This window comes from Streptomyces sp. NPDC091682 (assembly GCF_044756625.1).
Taxonomy (GTDB): domain Bacteria; phylum Actinomycetota; class Actinomycetes; order Streptomycetales; family Streptomycetaceae; genus Streptomyces.
Genome location: NZ_JBIVTH010000008.1, coordinates 283,111 through 300,303, shown reverse-complemented (window position 1 = coordinate 300,303; position 17,193 = coordinate 283,111). Strand labels below are relative to the sequence as shown.

The 17,193-nt window shown below is 73.0% G+C and carries 13 protein-coding genes and 1 pseudogene; 7 read left to right on the top strand and 7 right to left on the bottom strand.

Going from position 1 to position 17,193, the window contains the following annotated elements; translation table 11 throughout:
- Window positions 1-73 precede the first annotated feature (73 nt).
- A complete protein-coding gene (locus ACIQK6_RS20795; RefSeq protein WP_329095395.1) occupies window positions 74-688 on the bottom strand; it encodes a TetR family transcriptional regulator in 615 nt (204 codons plus the stop codon).
- A 75-nt stretch (window positions 689-763) separates the two neighbouring features.
- On the opposite strand from ACIQK6_RS20795, the gene ACIQK6_RS20790 reads away from it, so the two are divergent.
- Window positions 764-1,363, top strand: coding sequence for a DUF3995 domain-containing protein (locus ACIQK6_RS20790; RefSeq protein ID WP_329095393.1), 600 nt, complete (start codon window positions 764-766; stop codon window positions 1,361-1,363).
- Window positions 1,364-1,485: 122 nt separating this feature from the next.
- Here the strand turns inward: ACIQK6_RS20790 and ACIQK6_RS20785 are convergent, their stop codons facing one another.
- The 3 genes and pseudogenes from ACIQK6_RS20785 to ACIQK6_RS20775 all read right to left on the bottom strand — a co-directional run bounded on the left by ACIQK6_RS20785 (window position 1,486) and on the right by ACIQK6_RS20775 (window position 5,326).
- Complete coding sequence (locus tag ACIQK6_RS20785; RefSeq protein ID WP_402695230.1) at window positions 1,486-3,123, bottom strand: GMC oxidoreductase; 1,638 nt, start codon at window positions 3,121-3,123, stop codon at window positions 1,486-1,488.
- A 145-nt stretch (window positions 3,124-3,268) separates the two neighbouring features.
- Window positions 3,269-3,840, bottom strand: a pseudogene (locus tag ACIQK6_RS20780) (DUF6629 family protein).
- A gap of 4 nt (window positions 3,841-3,844) precedes the next feature.
- On the bottom strand, window positions 3,845-5,326 hold the full coding sequence (locus tag ACIQK6_RS20775; protein WP_402695229.1) for an MFS transporter: 1,482 nt from the start codon (window positions 5,324-5,326) through the stop codon (window positions 3,845-3,847).
- A gap of 163 nt (window positions 5,327-5,489) precedes the next feature.
- Between ACIQK6_RS20775 and ACIQK6_RS20770 the strand changes: the two genes are divergently transcribed.
- The 5 genes from ACIQK6_RS20770 (at window position 5,490) to ACIQK6_RS20750 (ending at window position 13,336) form a co-directional block, all read left to right on the top strand.
- Complete coding sequence (locus ACIQK6_RS20770) at window positions 5,490-9,098, top strand: S8 family serine peptidase (RefSeq protein ID WP_402695228.1); 3,609 nt, start codon at window positions 5,490-5,492, stop codon at window positions 9,096-9,098.
- Window positions 9,099-9,249: 151 nt separating this feature from the next.
- The gene (locus tag ACIQK6_RS20765; protein ID WP_329095386.1) at window positions 9,250-10,032 is read left to right on the top strand and encodes a hypothetical protein; all 783 of its coding nucleotides are present in this window, start codon (window positions 9,250-9,252) and stop codon (window positions 10,030-10,032) included.
- A 50-nt stretch (window positions 10,033-10,082) separates the two neighbouring features.
- Window positions 10,083-10,592: a protein phosphatase gene (locus tag ACIQK6_RS20760; RefSeq protein WP_329095384.1), complete on the top strand. Its 510-nt coding sequence runs from the start codon at window positions 10,083-10,085 to the stop codon at window positions 10,590-10,592.
- A gap of 90 nt (window positions 10,593-10,682) precedes the next feature.
- Window positions 10,683-12,233: a cytochrome P450 gene (locus ACIQK6_RS20755; protein ID WP_402695227.1), complete on the top strand. Its 1,551-nt coding sequence runs from the start codon at window positions 10,683-10,685 to the stop codon at window positions 12,231-12,233.
- A gap of 158 nt (window positions 12,234-12,391) precedes the next feature.
- The gene (locus ACIQK6_RS20750; RefSeq protein ID WP_329095380.1) at window positions 12,392-13,336 is read left to right on the top strand and encodes a hypothetical protein; all 945 of its coding nucleotides are present in this window, start codon (window positions 12,392-12,394) and stop codon (window positions 13,334-13,336) included.
- Here the strand turns inward: ACIQK6_RS20750 and ACIQK6_RS20745 are convergent.
- The gene (locus ACIQK6_RS20745; protein WP_402695226.1) at window positions 13,322-14,719 is read right to left on the bottom strand and encodes a gluconate:H+ symporter; all 1,398 of its coding nucleotides are present in this window, start codon (window positions 14,717-14,719) and stop codon (window positions 13,322-13,324) included. The two genes, ACIQK6_RS20750 and ACIQK6_RS20745, sit on opposite strands and share 15 nt — an antisense overlap.
- A gap of 12 nt (window positions 14,720-14,731) precedes the next feature.
- On the bottom strand, window positions 14,732-15,253 hold the full coding sequence (locus ACIQK6_RS20740) for a gluconokinase (RefSeq protein WP_329095376.1): 522 nt from the start codon (window positions 15,251-15,253) through the stop codon (window positions 14,732-14,734).
- Between the two features lie 131 nt (window positions 15,254-15,384).
- Here ACIQK6_RS20740 and ACIQK6_RS20735 point away from each other — a divergent pair, with 131 nt between their 5' ends.
- Window positions 15,385-16,101 (top strand): FCD domain-containing protein, encoded by a 717-nt coding sequence (locus ACIQK6_RS20735; protein WP_329095374.1) that lies wholly within the window; start codon window positions 15,385-15,387, stop codon window positions 16,099-16,101.
- A 140-nt stretch (window positions 16,102-16,241) separates the two neighbouring features.
- On the opposite strand, the gene ACIQK6_RS20730 is transcribed toward ACIQK6_RS20735, so the two are convergent.
- Window positions 16,242-17,144: a sigma-70 family RNA polymerase sigma factor gene (locus ACIQK6_RS20730; protein WP_402695225.1), complete on the bottom strand. Its 903-nt coding sequence runs from the start codon at window positions 17,142-17,144 to the stop codon at window positions 16,242-16,244.
- Window positions 17,145-17,193 lie beyond the last annotated feature (49 nt).

The window sequence follows — 17,193 nt, the reverse complement described above, 5'->3', positions numbered from 1 at the left end:
GCCGTCCGGGTCACCTTGCGCGATGAAGGCAGTGCCCGGACGGCCTGCTGCCCGGCCGGATGCCGCGGCCCGCTCAATCTGCCGCTCCGCGGCCCGCCGTTGCCTCCGCCCGGGGCGGGGTCCCGAGCATGGCGATCAGGTGGTCGATCGCCGCCTCCGCGGCAGGTGTGCCGGGCAGCGTTTCGGGGGCTATGGCCGGTGCGGTGCGGCGCAGGTCGAGCCAGCCCAAGTAGGCGGCGTACGCGGCCAGCGCGCGGTGCCGGGCGTCCACCGGAGCGAAGCCGAGGTCGGCGAAGACCCTGCCGAGGTACGCGATCCGGGTGCGGGTCACCCGGTCGACGACGTCGGCCACGGCCGGGTGGGTGTCGCGGGCGGAGCCCAGCGCGGGCTCCAGACCCGCGATCTCCTCGTCGCCGAGCGCGGCGAGCAGCAGGGAGCGGGCGCGCGTCCAGGGGTCCTCGTGGGCATCCGTGGCGGTGATGACCTCGGTGGTGGCGTGCAGCTCCCAGGTCTCCAGCGCCGCGACGAGCAGCGCGTCCCGGTTCTCGAAGTGCCAGTAGAAGCTGCCGCGGGAGACCCCTAGCTCACGGGCGAGGACGTCCACGGCGACGGCCGAGACGCCGCCCCGGGAGAACGCCCGCAGCGCCGCCATCGTCCAGTCCTCTTTGCTCACTCGTCCCTTCGCCATGATCCGTACAGTAGTGTACGGATCATCCATACAGCACTGTATGGAAACCGGCGGGATCGTGGGGAAGGGGTGCCGATGGACGCGGAAACCGGAACGGCCCGGGGGGCGGGTACGGATGCGGGTACGGAGAACCGGAACGGGGGCGGTGCGGGTGCGACGGCCCCGGTCCGGGCGGCGGCGGTCGTGGCGGCGGGCGGTCTGGCCGCGGCCGCGGCCCTGCACGCGGTCTGGATCCGCTCGCCCTGGCCGCTGAGCTCCCCGGCGGAACTGGCCGAGGTCGTGGTGGGGACGGGAGACGACGCCCTGCCTTCCGCGGCTGCGACGGCCGCGGTCGCCGGCCTGCTGACGGCGGCCGCCGGTCTGGTGCTGGTCGGCGCCCGGCCGGACTCCGCGCTGGGGCGCGCCCGGCTCGTCCGGGCCGGGCTGTGGACGGTCTCCGCCGTGCTCGCGGCGCGCGGGCTGGGCGGGCTGGTCGTGTCGGGCCTGGACCTCCAGCAGGCTCCCGCCCGGTACACGGCGATGGACCTCCGGTTGTACTCGCCGCTGTGCCTCGGCCTGTCCGGCCTGACCGGCTACGTCGCGGCACGCACCCGTGGGAGCCGGCGGTCGCCGAAGGTCCTTCGCCGGGTGGCGACCGGGCAGGGGATCGAAGGACGCCGGAACGAAGGGAAGTAGGCCTTTGCTTCCGGGCCGGGCCGGGCCATGCCGGGCCGGGCCATGCCGGGCCGGGCCATGCCGGGCCGGGCCATGCCGGGCCGGGCCGGGCCGCGCGGGGCCCGGCCCGGGCGGGCGTACGGCTACAGGTCCGTAGCGATGATCTTTTCGATGTTGCGTTCGGCGAGCGCCGTGATGGTGACGAAGGGATTCACGCTCGCGTTGCCGGGGATGAGCGCGCCGTCGATCACGTACAGCCCGGTGTAGCCGTGCAGGCGCCCGTAGTTGTCGGTGGCCCTGTTCAGGACCGCGCCGCCGAGCGGGTGGTAGGTGAGGGTGTCGTTCCAGATCTTGTTGCCGCCGAACAGGTCGGTGCGGTAGATCGTGCCCTCCTTCGAATTGATCTTGTCGAAGATCGTCTTGGCCATGGAGATGGACGGCTGTTTCCAGGCGGTCTGCCAGCTCAGGTCGGCCGTGCCGGTCGCCGCGTTCCAGGTGAACTCGGCGCGGTTCGGGTTCTTGGTGATCGACAGGTAGAACGAGGCGTACGTCTCGATCCCGGTGGGGAGCGGTGCGACCTCGGCGAACGCGCCGCCCGCGTCCCAGTTGTCGATGCCGGAGCAGGGGATGGTCGACTGGAGCTTGCCGGTCGGGTCCCACATGTGGTTGGCGCGGCCGCACATGACGTTGCCGTTCTCGCCCCAACCCTTGCCGACCTCGCCGTTGAGGTTCGGCAGGGCTCCGGTGGCCTTCAGTTTGACCAGGAGCTTGCTGGTGCCGACGCTGCCGGCCGCGAAGAAGACCCGGTCCGCGGTCACCGTCTTGGTGGCCACGGTGTCGCCGGTGGTGTTGATCTGGTCGATGGCGACCGTGTAGCCGCCGCCCGCGGCCGGGGAGACCGAAGTGACCTTGTGCAGTGCGGAGATGGCGACCCTGCCGGTGGCCTTCGCCTGCGCGAGGTAGGTCTGGACGAGCGACTTCTTGCCGGCGTTGTTGCCGTAGAGGATCTCGCCGGCCAGGGCCGACTTGGTGACGGTGCCGGCGGCCTCCTTCTTCATGTAGTCCCAGTCGTACACGTCGGGTACGAAGGTCCAGGCGAAGCCGGAGCGCTGGGCGTGCTTGCGCCCCACCCGGGAGAACTGGTAGCAGTCGGCGGTGTCGAACCAGGCCGGGTCGATCATGCCGACCCCGAGGCCGGCGTTGGCCCTCGGGTAGTAGGTGGCGTACATCTCGTCGGGGTCCACGGAGGGGAGGACGGCGGCGAAGTTCGCGCGCTTGGGCGTGACCGCCATGCCGCCGTTGACCAGTGAACCGCCGCCGACACCGCGGCCCTGGTAGACCGTGATGCCGGCGAAGTCCTCGGCGTCCAGGATCCCGGTGTACTTGGGGACGTCCTTGTCGATGGGGAAGCCGAGGAAGTTGCTGAGCGGCGCCTTGGTCCGGGTGCGCAGCCAGAAGGACCGGTAGTCGGGGCTGGTCACCTTGGGGAAGAGCTTGCCGTCCGGGCCCGGCGCGTCCCAGGACATGCCCATCTCGATCATCTGCACGTCCACGCCGGCCTGCGCCAGTCGCAGGGCGGCCACGGACCCGCCGTAGCCGGTGCCGATGATCAGGGCCGGAACGCGGGCGCCGTCGGCGATCGTGGCGGATGGGGAGGCCGCCTGTGCCGGGGTGAGGTGACCCGCCAGGGCCACGGCGCCAACTATAGAACCAGTTCTACCAAGGAATCCGCGACGGGATATTCCGTTCGAGCCATTTCTGGGCAGCGTGTTATCGCTCATGTGACGTTCCTCATCCGTGGGGGAATGGGAACGAGTTCTACTGCTGGCCGCGTGTGAAGTCACTACATACGTCTAGGTAACTTCCGGTCGATCACGAGGTGGCGGAAGCTGCTTCCGGCCGCCGGACCCAGCCCCAGACCAGCAGTTAAGCGACCGCCGCGAAGGCACACCACGTGGAGGCGAATTCCAGCCGCCACAGCGCTGAGCAGGTCAGCGCCCCCACCGCCAGCACCATGCCGAGGGTCCCGAGCCGCCGGTCGCCCCCGAGCAGGAGCGGGCCCAGCGTGGCGAACAGGTAGCCCGCCAGCACCAGCGGCATCCACGGAACATTCACGCCGTAGCCGATGGTGTGGCTCCGGATCTCGGCGGTCACCGGCCGGGAGGCGAGGCAGTACGCGAGCACCGCGGCCGTGGCGAGCCCTGCGGCCAGGGGCCCCACAACCGGCGCCGGACCTCGGGCGCGGCCGCCAGCAGGACGCCGGCCGGCATCCAGAGCGCCAGCAGTGGCAGGGCGATCACCGCCCAGGCCGTTGCGGCCGGGGAGCAGCCGCCGCCCGTGCCCCACACCGCGGCCTCCACCAGTTGGTGCGCGCCCAGCAACAGCGGCAGCGCGGCGACGGGCAGGTCGCGGGCCCGCCGCACCCGAGCCAGGCACGCGATCCCGACGGCGCAGATCGCCGTCCCCGCCACCAGATCGGCCGTCGCGCTCCAGCACACGGGATCAGCCGTGCTCCTCACGGGGTTCGAGCGGCGGGGCCGACACCGCGCAGTACGTGTGGCACTGGGGGTGGCACGCCTCGGGCACGGGGGAGCGTACGGTCGCCCAGGCCAGGGCGGCGCCGGCCACGAAGGCTCCGGTGCACCAGAGCATCGCCCGCCCGAAAGCGGCGTCGAACTGGGTCGCCGAGCGGTACGACTCCGGCCCCATTCCGGACAGCAGCGGCAGCGCCGCCACCGCGAGCAGCCCGGCCACGCGCGCCGCCGCGTTGTTGATCCCGCTGGCCAGGCCCGCCCGGCCGGGATCCACCGAGGCGAGCACGGTCGACGTCAGCGGGGCCACCAGGGCCACGAGGCCCATGCCCATGACGACCATCGCGGGCAGCACGTCCCGTACGTACGAGGCCGACGGTCCCACCCGTAGCATCAGCAGCGTTCCCGCCGCACACAGCAGCGGCCCCACCGTGAGCGGGACGCGCGGTCCGATCCGCTCCCCGAGCTCACCCGAGCGCGCCGACAGGAGGAGCATGAGGAGGGTCGTCGGCAGCATCGCGGCCCCGGCGGCCAGCGCCGAGTAGCCGGACACCACCTGGAGCTGGAGCACGACGAGGAAGAAGAACCCGCCGATCGCCGCGTACACGCACAGGGTGACGAGGTTGACGGCGGTGAACAGCCGGGACGCGAAGATGTCTGGCGGCACCATCGGATCGGGCCGTCGCCGCTCCACGTAGACGAAGGCGACGCCCAGCAGGACCCCGAGCACCACGGCGACGATCACCGCCGGCGCGCCCGACCGGGCCTCGATCAGCGCGTAGGTGACCAGCCCCAGGGCGCTCGCACCGAGTGCCGCCCCGGCCACGTCGAACCGCCCGTGCGCCTGCGGGTCCCGCGATTCCGGTACGTGCCGCAGGGCGACCGGCACGCACACCGCGGCCAGCGGCACGTTCAGCAGGAACACCCACCGCCAGCCCGGCCCGTCCACCAGCCAGCCGCCGAGGAACGGTCCCACGGCCGCGCCCACCCCGCCGAGCCCCGACCACAGTCCGATCGCCCGCCCCCGGTCGTCGGCGCGGATCGACGCCTGGATCAGGGCCAGGGAGCCGGGCGCCAGCAACGCCCCGCCGATGCCCTGCAGGGCGCGGGCCGCGATCAGCACCCCGGCGTTCGGCGCGATGCCGCACAGCAGCGAGCCGAGCGCGAACCACACCACGCCGAGCACGAAGATCCGGCGCCGCCCGAAGCGGTCGCTCAGTGATCCGCCGACCAGGATCAGCCCGGCCAGGGTCAGCAGATAGGCGTTCACCGTCCACTGGAGCACGGCCAGATCGGCGTCGAGGTCCTCCCCGATGCGCGGCAGTGCCACGTTCACCACGGTCCCGTCCAGCATGGCCATGGTCGATCCGAGCACGGTGGTCAGCAGGATCCACCGGCCCCGTGCGGACGCGATCGGGACACCGGCTCCGGACGGCTCGGCGGGCGAAGTCATGTCTTCAGGCTGGCGCGCGCGGCCCGAGCGGGCCACCGGGGCGGTCGGGGGAAGGCCGAAAAGCCACCCTTGTAATGAGCATGACGCCTCGTTCACCATGGCCCGCGCACGTCACGCGCACCCTTCCCGCACATCCCGCACACGGCGTACGAGGAGACAACACGTGGCCCAACGCGACAACCGGACCCCACGAGCCTTGCGGCCCACCGGGCCGGCAAGGCCCGCACGGTCCTTACGCACGGCGCTCGCCGCCCTCACTTCGGTCCTGCTCCTGCCGATCGGCGCGGGCGTCGCCGCGGCCGCGCCGGACCCCGGACCTGCCGCACCGACGGCGGCCGAGCGCAAGATCGAACCCAAGCTCCGCACCCAGCTCGACGAGTCCGCCAAGGCGGCCTTCTGGGTCTACCTCGACAGCGCCGCCGACCTCACCGCCGCGGGGAAGCAGCAGACCCGCGCCGCCAAGGCCGAAACGGTTCTGCGGATCAAGAAGGACCACGCCGCGCGCAGCCAGGCCGACGTCGTCAAGGCCCTGCAGGGCGCCGGAGCCGAGTACACCTCGTACTGGATCGTGAACGCCGTGCGCGTCGTCGGCAGCCAGAAGCTCGCCGGAACCCTCGCCCAGCGCCCCGAGGTCGCCCGGATCGACGCCGACGACAAGGTCGACCTCCCCAAGCCCACCGAAGGCAAGCGGGAGAAGGCCGTCGCCGACGCCATCGAGTGGAACATCGACCGGATCAAGGCCCCGCAGGTCTGGGACCAGGTCGGCGTGCGCGGCGAGGGCATCGTCGTCGCCAACATCGACAGCGGCGTGGACTACACCCACCCGGCCGTGAACAACCAGTACCGCGGCAAGAAGGCGGACGGCACGTACGACCACGCCTACAACTGGTTCGACCCGGCGGGCGTGTGCACCACCGCTGCCCCCTGCGACAACAACGACCACGGCACCCACACCATGGGCACGATGGTCGGCGACGACGGCGGCGCCAACAAGATCGGCGTGGCCCCCGGTGCCAAGTGGATCGCGGCCAAGGGCTGCGAGTCGAACTCCTGCTCCGAGGCCTCCCTCCTCGCCTCGGGCCAGTGGATCGTCGCCCCGACCGACCTCAACGGGCAGAACCCGCGCCCCGACCTCGCCCCGCACATCGTCAACAACTCCTGGGGCGGGAGCGGCGGCGACACCTGGTACCAGCAGATCGTCGACACCTGGCGGGCCGCCGGCATCTTCCCGGCCTTCTCCAACGGGAACGCCGGCCCGGGCTGCAACACCGCCGGCTCGCCCGGCGACTACGCCAGCTCCTACAGCTCCGGCGCCTTCGACATCAACAACGCGATCGCGTCCTTCTCCTCGCGCGGCGCGGGCCCCGGCGGCATCGTCAAGCCGAACATCGCCGCCCCCGGCGTGAACGTCCGCTCCTCCGTCCCCGGCGGCGCGTACGAGGCCTTCTCCGGCACGTCGATGGCCTCACCGCACACCGCGGCCGCCGTCGCCCTGCTGTGGTCCGCCGCGCCCGCCCTGGAAGGCGACATCGCGCAGACCGAGGCGCTCCTGGACGGCACCGCCCTGGACACCGACAGCAGCCAGTGCGGCGGAAACGCCGCCGACAACAACGTCTTTGGTGAGGGCCGGCTCGACGTCCTTGCCGCCGTGACCGCCGCCCCGCGCGGCGCCATCGGCTCGCTCGGCGGCACCGTGCGCTCCGGCGACCAGCCCGTCGCGGGCGTGAAGATCACCGCCGACGGCCCGATCGACCGTACGACCACCACCGCGGCCGACGGCACCTACCGCTTCACCTCCCTCTCGGTCGGCGACTACGCCCTGACCGCCGCCAAGTTCGGCTACGGCCAGCAGACCGGAACGGCCACGGTCACCGAGAACGCCACCGCCACCGGCGACTTCACCCTCGCCCAGGCGCCCTCCGGCAAGCTCACCGGCACCGTTTCCTCGGCCGCCGGACCGGCCGCCGGCGCCTCCGTCACCATCGCGGACACCCCGGTGACCGCGACCGCCGACGCCCAGGGCCGCTTCGAGGTCACCCTGCCGCACGGCACGTACGACGTGAACGCCACCCACGCCTCCCGCTGCGTCACCGGCGGCACGGCGAAGGTCACGGTTGCCGGCGACGCCACCGTCGCGGTCAACCTGCCCGAACGCACCGACGGATACGGCTACGCCTGCGCCGCCGCCGGCAACCGCCCGTACGTCGAGGGCACCCGCCAGCTCGCGCTCACCGGAGACAACACCACCGAGCGCGTCGACCTGCCCTTCCCGCTGCCCCTGTACGGCAAGACGTACGGCCAGGCCTGGATCGGCACCAACGGCACGGTCAGCTTCGGCGGCAACAACACCAGTGACATCAACGGCGACCTGCCGAGCACGGCCACGCCCAACGCGGCCCTGTACCCGTTCTGGGACGACCTGGTCGTCGGCGCCGTGGGCAGCGGATCCGGCGTCTTCACCGCCGTGACCGGCACCGCTCCGCACCGGAGCTACGTGATCGAGTGGCGCCAGGTGTCCCACTGGTCGGCGCAGGCCGACAAGTTCTCCTTCACGGCCGCGATCGGCGAGGACGGCACCGTCTCCTACTCCTACAAGGGGACCGGCGGGACCGGCATCAAGGGGGGCTCCTCGGCCACGGTCGGCGTGGAGAACGCGGCCGGCACCGACGCCTTCAAGTACTCCTACAACACCGCCGCCATCACGGACGGCCTGTCCGTCGCCTTCCGGACCACCAAGAGCGGCGTGGTGGCGGGCCGGGTGCTCGACGCCAACGACGGCAACGGCGTCGCGGGCGCCACGGTGACCGTCGGCACCGGTGACACGGCGGTGTCGGCGACCACGGCCGCGGACGGCGGGTACGTCGTCCAGAGCCCGTCGGGCGCGCGGGCCGTCTCGCTGGCCGCGCCGCAGTACGAGTCCGCCACGGCGACGGTGGACGTCAAGGCGGCCGACGTCACGGCGGTGACGCAGTCCCTGCGCACCGGAAGGGTGACGGCGTCCAAGCCGTCCCTGGAGGTCGTCCTCCCGGCAAACCAGCAGCGGACCCGGACCCTGGAGCTGACCAACCCGGGCCTCGGCACGGAGTTCACGGTGTCCGAGGACGCGACCTGGCTGAGCGCCACCCCGGCGACCGGCACCCTCGCGACCGGCGGGAAGGTCCCGGTCACCCTTTCGGTGGACACCACCGGACTGACCCCGGGCGCGGTCCTCACCGCCGACCTGAAGATCACCTCGGCGAGCGGCCGGACCCCGGTCCTTTCCGTCCCGGTCAAGGTCGTCGTCCCGCGCTACCAGGTCGGCCTGGACGCGGGATCCGGCTACACCACCACGGACGGCCTGGGTGACGCCTGGTCCCCGGACCGCAAGTACACGCCCGGTTCTTACGGCTACCAGGGCAACAGCACCGTGGAGTCCACCGGCCGCACCATCGCCGGCACGGACGAGCAGCGGCTGTTCCGCAACGCCCGCGAGGGCATGTACGAGTACCGCTTCGACAACGTGCCGAACGGTACCTACACGGTGGAGCTCGGCTTCGCGGAGCTCTCCTCCACCAAGCCCAACAAGCGCGTCTTCGACGTCCTGGCCGAGGGCACGCAGGTCCTGCCCTCCCTGGACATCTCCCTGGAGGCGGGCACCTACAAGGCCCTGACCCGTACGTACACGGTCACGGTCACGGACGGGGTGCTCAACGTCCGCTTCGTCACGCACAGCGGATTCGGCAAGCCCCTGCTGAACACCCTGCGGGTGACCGACCGCCCGGACAAGAGCTAGCCCGGCCGGTAGGACACGGGGGCGGGGTGCCGGCGGGCGCCCCGCCCCTTCCTGCTCGCCGCTGCTCTGCGCGGGCATTCGGGTGGCCGGAGCGCGGACTCCGCGGCGGCCTGCCGGGAGGCGGCCACCCGGCTCGTTAACGTGGGCGGGCATGACCCCCCTGTGCGACCAGGCCACCGCCGTCCGGGCCCTCGTGGAGTCCGCCGACCCCGGGGCGGTGTGGGCCGTCGGCGGACCCGTGGGCCTCCAGGCCGGTTCGGACGGCGGGCACCCCGCCGACGCCGCCTTCGACGTGGACGGCCTCAGCGGCGTCCTCGCGCTCTGGCCGGTCATCGGCAGCCTCGTCGACGAGGGCGAGCTGCGGCTGCACACACCGCTCACCGCCTACGGGGGTGCGGCCGCCGAGGGCGTACCGGCCGGGACCACCGCCCACCTCCTCCTCACGCACCCGGGCGGGACCGCCGCCCTCACCCACCTCACCCGTCTCGCCGAGCAGCTCTCCGGCAGCCCGCTCGCCGACCTCGCGGCCACCCGGGTCTGGCACCCGCTGGGCATGACCGGCACCCGCTTCACCGACGGCACCCTCCGCGCGCCCCTCGCCGACCTCGTCCGCTTCCTGCGCCACCTCCTGGACCCGGTGGACCGGATGGATGGGGCGGCCCCGGCACACCCGGCGGCCCCGGCGGGCATCAGCCGCGCCTGGACCACCGAGTCGCTCCGGATCCGCACCGGCGAACTCACCCCAGCCCGCGGCCTGCTGTGGGACCCCGCCCCGCACGGGGTCTGGACCCACCACGCCCCGCAGGACGGCGGTCCGGCCCTGTGGGTCTCCCCCCGACACCACCGCTGGGCGGTCCTCCTTCCGACCACTGGGCGAGGTATGCCGCGCACCGCCTTCCGTGAAGCGGCCTTCGCGTCAACTACCGCTGAATGACGGCCTGTTGTGTGAGATCCTGGAGGCCGTCCCCAGGAGGTCGCGACCGTATGAAGAAGACCCGCCGGCGCGACCGGGGCGTACCCGGGCCGTCTTCCCCGTGGGACGAGGTCGCACCGGGCCTGTGGATGGGCGGCCACTACTGGACCGACCCGGTCGGTGAGCTGCGGCCCGTCGTCGTGGGGGACGAGTTCGACCTCGTCATCAGCCTCTTCACCCGGACCGGCCACGGCCCGGGACCACGCGCCGAGCACGTCGTGGGGGAGATGCCGGACGCCGAGCTCACCGCCGACCAGCTCCACACCGTCCAGCGCCTCGCCCGCACCGCGGGACTGGCCCTCGATTCGGGCCTCACCACACTGGTCCGCTGCCACTCGGGCTACAACAGGTCGGGCCTCGTTGTCGCCCAGTGCCTCGTCGACCGGGGACTGACACCCGCCGAGGCCATCGCCCGTGTGCGCCGCGGCCGTTCGCCGTGGGCCCTGAACAACGAGGCCTTCACCTCCTACCTCACGGCCGGACTGGACATCGCGGCGCTGCTGGTCGGGTTGGACCCCTGAGGCGGCCCTCGGGGCGCGGAGCGCGCAGGTGGGACGTACGGTGATGCCGTTGTCGCCGAGTGTTGTCGCTCCCGCCGCGGAGGTACACGGATGCGTACGGTCCAAGGGGCCGCCCTCGACGGGCTCCGAGCCCGGGTACGGGCCCTCGCCGCCCGGCGCCGCCCCGAGCGGGCCGGTCGCTCCCCCCGCGGCGCGGCACCGCTCGTGGACCGCGGGCCCGCCGTGCCGGGACTGGGTGCGGAAGCCCCCGGCCGGCGGACGTCCGCGAAGCGATCGTTGCGGTACGCGGCTCCCGCCCCGGCCCCGGAAACAGCCGCCCGGGGGGCCCTAGCCGGCCTCGGCGTCCTGCTGCGCGCCCTGGCCCGCCGCCCCGGCGAGGTGCGCACCTCCGCAGCCGCGCTGCGGGCCCTGCGCGCTCGGTGCGGGGACGCGCCCGCCCTGGTCCGCACCCGCTCCGGGCGGACCGTCCTCGTCCTGCTCGACCCGCAGGACCTGCGCCGCTTCTACGCCGAACCCGTCAGCGTCCTCGCGGCGGCCCCGCCGGACAAGTGCCGGGGTCTGAACCCCGGGGAACCCGCCGACTCCGGCTGCTCCCGCGGCGAGCCCGGTGCGGAGCGACGCGAGGTCAGCGCCGAGGTGCTGGCCACGGGCCGGCCCGTGCACCCCTCCTGCGGGTCCTTCCTCAGGGCCCTCGCCGAGGAGGCCCGGCACCTCACCGGTTCCGCACCCGCGACGGATCCCTTCACCGCCGTCCCCATCAGCACCGGTACCAGCGCCGGCACCGGCCCCGTCACCCTCGACCTGGCCCGCGCCCGGTACGCCGTTCACCGCGCCGCCCGGCGGATCGTGCTCGGCGACGCGGCAGCCGCGGACGAGCAGCTGAGCGGATGGCTCACCCAGCTGCGCGCCGAGGGCAGGGGCTCGCGCAGCGGCCGGGTGCGCGCCGCCCGCTCCGTGCACGACAAGGCCCGCGCCCGCATCGAGGAGTACGCCGCCCGGGCCGACGACGACACCCTCGTCGGTCGGGCCGCCCGCTACGTCGACCCGACCGGAACCCTGGACCCCGTGGGCGAGGCCCAGCACTGGCTGCTGGCGATGGACGTCGTCCCGGACACGCTGCTGCGCACCCTGCTCCTGCTCGGGGTGCACCCCGCGGAGCAGGACCTGGCCGTGGCCGAGGCGGCCGCCGAAGTCGCCGCCGGTGCGGAGCGGGGTGAACTGCCACGGCTGCGGGCCTGCGTCCGGGAGTCCCTGAGGCTGTACCCGGTCGTGCCCGACCTGATCCGCGTCACCCGCGCCGAGACCGAATGGCGGGGCGTGCGCTACCCGGTCGGCACCTCGGTGCTGGTGCCCGCCGCGTTCCACCAGCGCGACCCCGAACGGGTACCGGCCGCGCACGTGTTCGTGCCCGGCCGGTGGAAGAACCCGGGTGCGGATCAGGACCTCCGGATGGCGCCCTTCAGCCACGGCGGCGGCCGCTGCCCGGGTGACCAGCTCGGCCTGATGGCCACCGCCGCGCTCTGCGCCGAGGTGTTGCGCGGCCATCGGGTCACGGGTACCCGGCCGGTGCTGGACCCGGTGGGGCCGCTGCCCGCGACGCTCGACCCGCAGGGCATCCGGCTCACGCTCACCCGCCGCTGAGGGCGCCGCGGCGCTCGACCGGGTTCCCGTTCGCACGCGACGGGTCTCGTCCGGCCTTGTCCGACCTCGTCCGACCTTGATGTGGATTTTGCTCGACCCGTCGGTGCCCGTCCGACCCCGTCCGTCCGTGAGCCCCTGCCGAACCCCACGAGGATCACATGCCCGACGCCGCGACCTCCGCGTCCACCGCCCCGGACATCGACCTGCTCGACGCCCCGTGCCGCACCCTCGCCGAGGCCGCCGATGCGGTCGGCGAGGCCGCCCGCTACGCCTCCGGCCTGGCCTTCGGCGTCCGGCTGCCCGCGGTCGCCCTCGCCCGGGGCGGTCGTACCCGGCTCGGCTGGCGCACCCTGCTGCGTACGCTCACCGACCCGTCGGGCCTCGGCTGGGCCCCGCGCGGCCGGGGCGTGGCCCGGGCCGGGCGGCTCGCCGGAATCCTGGCGGGCCGGGAGAGCCTCGCGATCAGCATCGCCGTCTGCGGGTTGAAGGCCCGGATCCGGGCCGCGAGCGCGGGCCACCCCGAACTGTTCGACGATCCCGGCGCGGCCGCGGTCCTGGGTGCCGTCCGAGCGGGCCGCCAGGGCGAGGCAGTCCGGCTGTTCCGCGTCATCCTGCGCGAGCGCGGCGCCGAACACGCCTTCGCGCTGCTCGCCCCGTCCTTCGCCGACATCCTCGCCTGGCACGCACTGACCGACGCGAACCCCTTCAACGACCACGCCGGCTGGCAGGTCGCCACCGGCCGGGCCGAGACCGCCGAACCGGCCCTCGGGCTCGGCGCCGCCTTCTGGGCCTTCTGCGACCGGGGAACGGGTCTGCCCGAAGGGCCGGCCATGACGGGGGCCGTGTCCCCCCGCGGCCCGGCCCGCCGCCGGGTTACGAACCGGCCGCCCCGTCCGGCGCCGCTGCCGCCGGACGGCGGCCTGGGCGGTCACGCCGCCGCGCTGCGCACGCACGCGGTCCGACTGCGGGTCGCGGCGATGGCGCCGGGCTGGCACGGCCGGGAGACCGAGGCCCTGCGGGCCGAGGTCACCAGGCTCGCGGCGCGCTGCGCCACGGCGGCGGGCGGGCTCGCGCTGGCCGGCGCCCAGCTACAGGACCAGTGACAGCAGCAGTACGAGGCCCAGGCCGACCACCGAGATGATGGTCTCCATCACCGACCAGGTCTTCAGGGTCTGACCGACGGTCATCCCGAAGTACTCCTTGACCAGCCAGAAGCCGGCGTCGTTGACATGGCTGAAGAACAGCGAGCCGGCCCCGATGGCCAGGACCAGCAGTGCGGTACCGGTCGTGGACATGTCCGCCGCGAGCGGGGCCACCAGCCCGGCCGCCGAAATGGTGGCCACCGTCGCCGAGCCGGTGGCCAGGCGGATGGCCACGGCGATCAGCCAGGCCAGCAACAGGGTCGGTACGGCCCAGTCCTTGGACACGTCCAGGATCATCTGACCCACGCCCACGTCGATCAGCGTCTGCTTGAAGCCGCCGCCGGCGCCCACGATCAGCAGGATGCCCGCGATCGGGGCCAGGGACTTCTCCACCGTGGCCGAGATCCGCGCCCGGGTGAAGCCGGCCGCCCGGCCGAGCGTGAACATGCCCACCAGGACGGCCGCGAGCAGCGCGATCATCGGGGAGCCCGCGACATCGGTCACGCGTTGCACCGGGCTGGCGGGGTCGTCGACCACGATGTCGACGAGGGCCTTGACGAGCATCAGCGCCACCGGGAGCAGCACGGTGAACACCGTGGCGCCGAACCGGGGGCGGTGCTCCAACTCGGCCGAGGGGCGCGCCGCGACCATGTGCTCCGGCGCCGGGATGTCCACCCACCGGGCCGCGTAACGGGAGAACAGCGGCCCGGCGATGATCACGGTCGGGATGGCCACGAGCACCCCGAGCCCGAGGGTGACCCCGAGGTTCGCGTGGAGCGCGTCGATGGCGACGAGGGGGCCGGGGTGCGGCGGGACCAGTCCGTGCATCACCGACAGGCCGGCCAGCGTCGGGATGCCGATCCGCATCAGCGAGTAGTTCCCCCGCTTGGCGACCAGCAGCACCACCGGGATCAGCAGGACGATGCCGACCTCGAAGAAGAGCGGCAACCCGATCACCGAAGCGATCAGCACCATCGCCCACGGCATGGCCCGGCCCTTGGCCCGGGCGAGGATCGTGTCCACGATCTCGTCCGCGCCGCCCGAGTCGGCGAGCAGCTTGCCGAGGATCGCGCCGAGCGCGATCAGTACGCCGACGCCCGCGACCGTGGCGCCGAGCCCGGCGGTGAAGCTGGCGATCGTCTTGGCGGGCGGTGCGCCGGCGAAGACTCCGAGGGCCAGCGAACCGACCGTCAGGGCCAGGAAGGCGTGCAGTTTGAAGCGCGTGATGAGCAGGACGATGACGGCTATGCCCGCCAGGACGGCTATCCCCAGCTGGGTGTTCCCGGCCGAGGTGATCGGTCCGGTGGCGGCCGCTGCCAGAGTCTCGACGTGGAGACCGGTCACGGTGGGGATTCCTCAGTTCTCTTGTGCGGGCAGGCTGCGCAGAGCGGCCAGAGCCCGCTCGGTGATGTCTTCAGGGGACCCGGACACCTCGACGACGACGCCGAGTTCGTCGTCCTGGAGCGGCTCCAGCGCGGCGAACTGCGAGTCCAGCAGCGTGGTGGGCATGAAATGGCCCTTGCGCTCCGCCATGCGCTTCTCGATCAGCGGGCGCTCACCGGAGAGGTGGACGAAGACGGCCCCGGGGGCCGCGGCGCGCAGCCGGTCACGGTAGGCGCGCTTGAGGCTGGAGGCCGCGATCACGCCGCCGCGCAGGCCGGCGCGGTTGCGGATCCACTCGCCGATGGCGTCGAGCCACGGCCACCGGTCCGCGTCGTCCAGCGGGATCCCGGCCGACATCTTGGCGACGTTGGCCGCCGGGTGGAAGGCGTCGCCCTCCGCGTACGGAATGCCGAGGGCCTCGGCGAGCAGTTGCCCCACGGTCGTCTTGCCCGTGCCGGCGACGCCCATCACCACAATGACGCGCTGGGTGCTCACGCCTACCTCGCTGTCCTCGTTGACATCGGTTCGTGTGGCACCACTGAAGCGCATTAAGTACTACGTACTCAAGCCTCTGGTTGAAAACATCACATCTTTTGTTGGTGGAAGCGTCACCGTACGCTTACGCCATGACCACCGAAGGCAGTCCCGGCCAGGGGCACGGGCTCCACACCCACGTGCTGGACACCCTCGGCCTCGCGATCACGGCGGGGGAGCACCTTCCGGGCAGCGTCCTGCGCACCGACGAGATCGCCGAACGCTTCGACGCCTCCCGCACCGTCGTGCGGGAGGTGGTCCGCGTCCTGGAGTCGATGCACCTGGTCGAGTCCCGCCGCCGGGTCGGCGTCACCGTGCGCCCCACCGACGAATGGAACGTCTACGACCCGCGCGTGATCCGCTGGCGCCTGGCCGGCACCGACCGGCCCCGGCAGCTGCGGTCCCTCACCGTGCTGCGCTCCGCGATCGAGCCGGTCGCGGCCGGGTTGGCCGCGGCACTGGCCACACCGCAGCAGTGCGCCGAACTCACCGAGGCGGCCCTCGGCATGGTCCGCACCTCGCGCGGTCACCAGCTCGAGGGCTACCTGCGGCACGACATCGCCTTCCACCGCGTCGTGCTGAACGCCTCCGGCAACGAGATGTTCGCCCGCCTCGGGGACGTCGTCGCCGAGGTCCTGACCGGCCGCACCGAGCACGCGGTGATGTTCCACGATCCCGACCCCGCCGCCGTCACCCTGCACGTCCAGGTCGCCGAGGCGGTCCGCGAGGGCGACGCGGCGCGCGCGGAGGCGCTGACCCGCCGGATCGCGATGGGCGCCCTCGAGGAACTGGACGTGCTCGCGCCCTGAACGAGGGGCCCCGGCCGCTACCGAGCAGCACGCCGAGCCGAGGACGACGGCGCCCGTACGTGAGCGCCGTGCCGCGGCCCAGAAGGGCGGCTGCGGCACGGAATCGCTTCGGTCGCTTCCGGGCGCCGGACCGCCCGCCCTCAAACGTCGAGCGCGGCGAGTTCGAGCGCGCCGAGACGCTCCGGTTCCGCCACGACGTCGATCTCGGTGATCAGGCCGTCCTCGATCGTGAAACCGAGCACCAGGAACAGGCGTCCCAGCGGGGCCATCGCGAGGCCGACCACTCCGTCGATCAGGACCGGGGCCGTGGACCGTGCCCGCTGCATGGCGGCCATCGCGCCCGTGGCGACGGTGACGGCGCCGCGGACGAGGATCGGGGCGGGGGTGGGGCCGACGGCCCGGTCGGCCCGGAGCACCACGTCGGGGTGGAGCAGGGTGACGAGCGCGTCGAAGTTTCCGCAGCGGGTGGCGGCGAGGAAGGCCTCCACGACGCGGCGCTGGCGGGTCAGATCGGCCTCGGGCGCCAACGGGGCCCCCTTGACCCGGCGACGGGCGCGGCTGGCGAGCTGGCGGGTCGCCGTCGGAGACTTCTCGATCATCGGGGCGATCTCGTCGAAGGGCACGGCGAACAGGTCGTGCAGCACGAACGCGAGCCGTTCGGCCGGTGCCAACTGGTCGAGCACGACCAGCAGCGCCAGTCCGACCGAGTCGGCCAGCAGGGCTTCCTGCTCGGGGTCGACGGGGTCGACGGTGCCGAGGGTGTCGGCGCGGCTGACGGCAGGGTCGGAGGGACGCGCCTCCATGGAGTCCTCGCGCCGGGACTCGCGCGAGCGCAGCAGGTTCAGGCAGACCCGCGACACGACCGTCGTCAGCCAGCCGCCGAGGTTCTCGACATCGCTGACATCGGAGCGGTTGAGGCGCAGCCAGGCCTCCTGGACGGCGTCATCGGCCTCGGCGAGCGAGCCGAGCATGCGGTAGGACACCGCTCTCAGATGAGAGCGGTGCTCTTCGAACCGTTCCGTCAGCCACGAATTCTCGTCCACCGGTTCCCCGTATCGATCGCGCACACCAGATCATCAACATAGATCACGC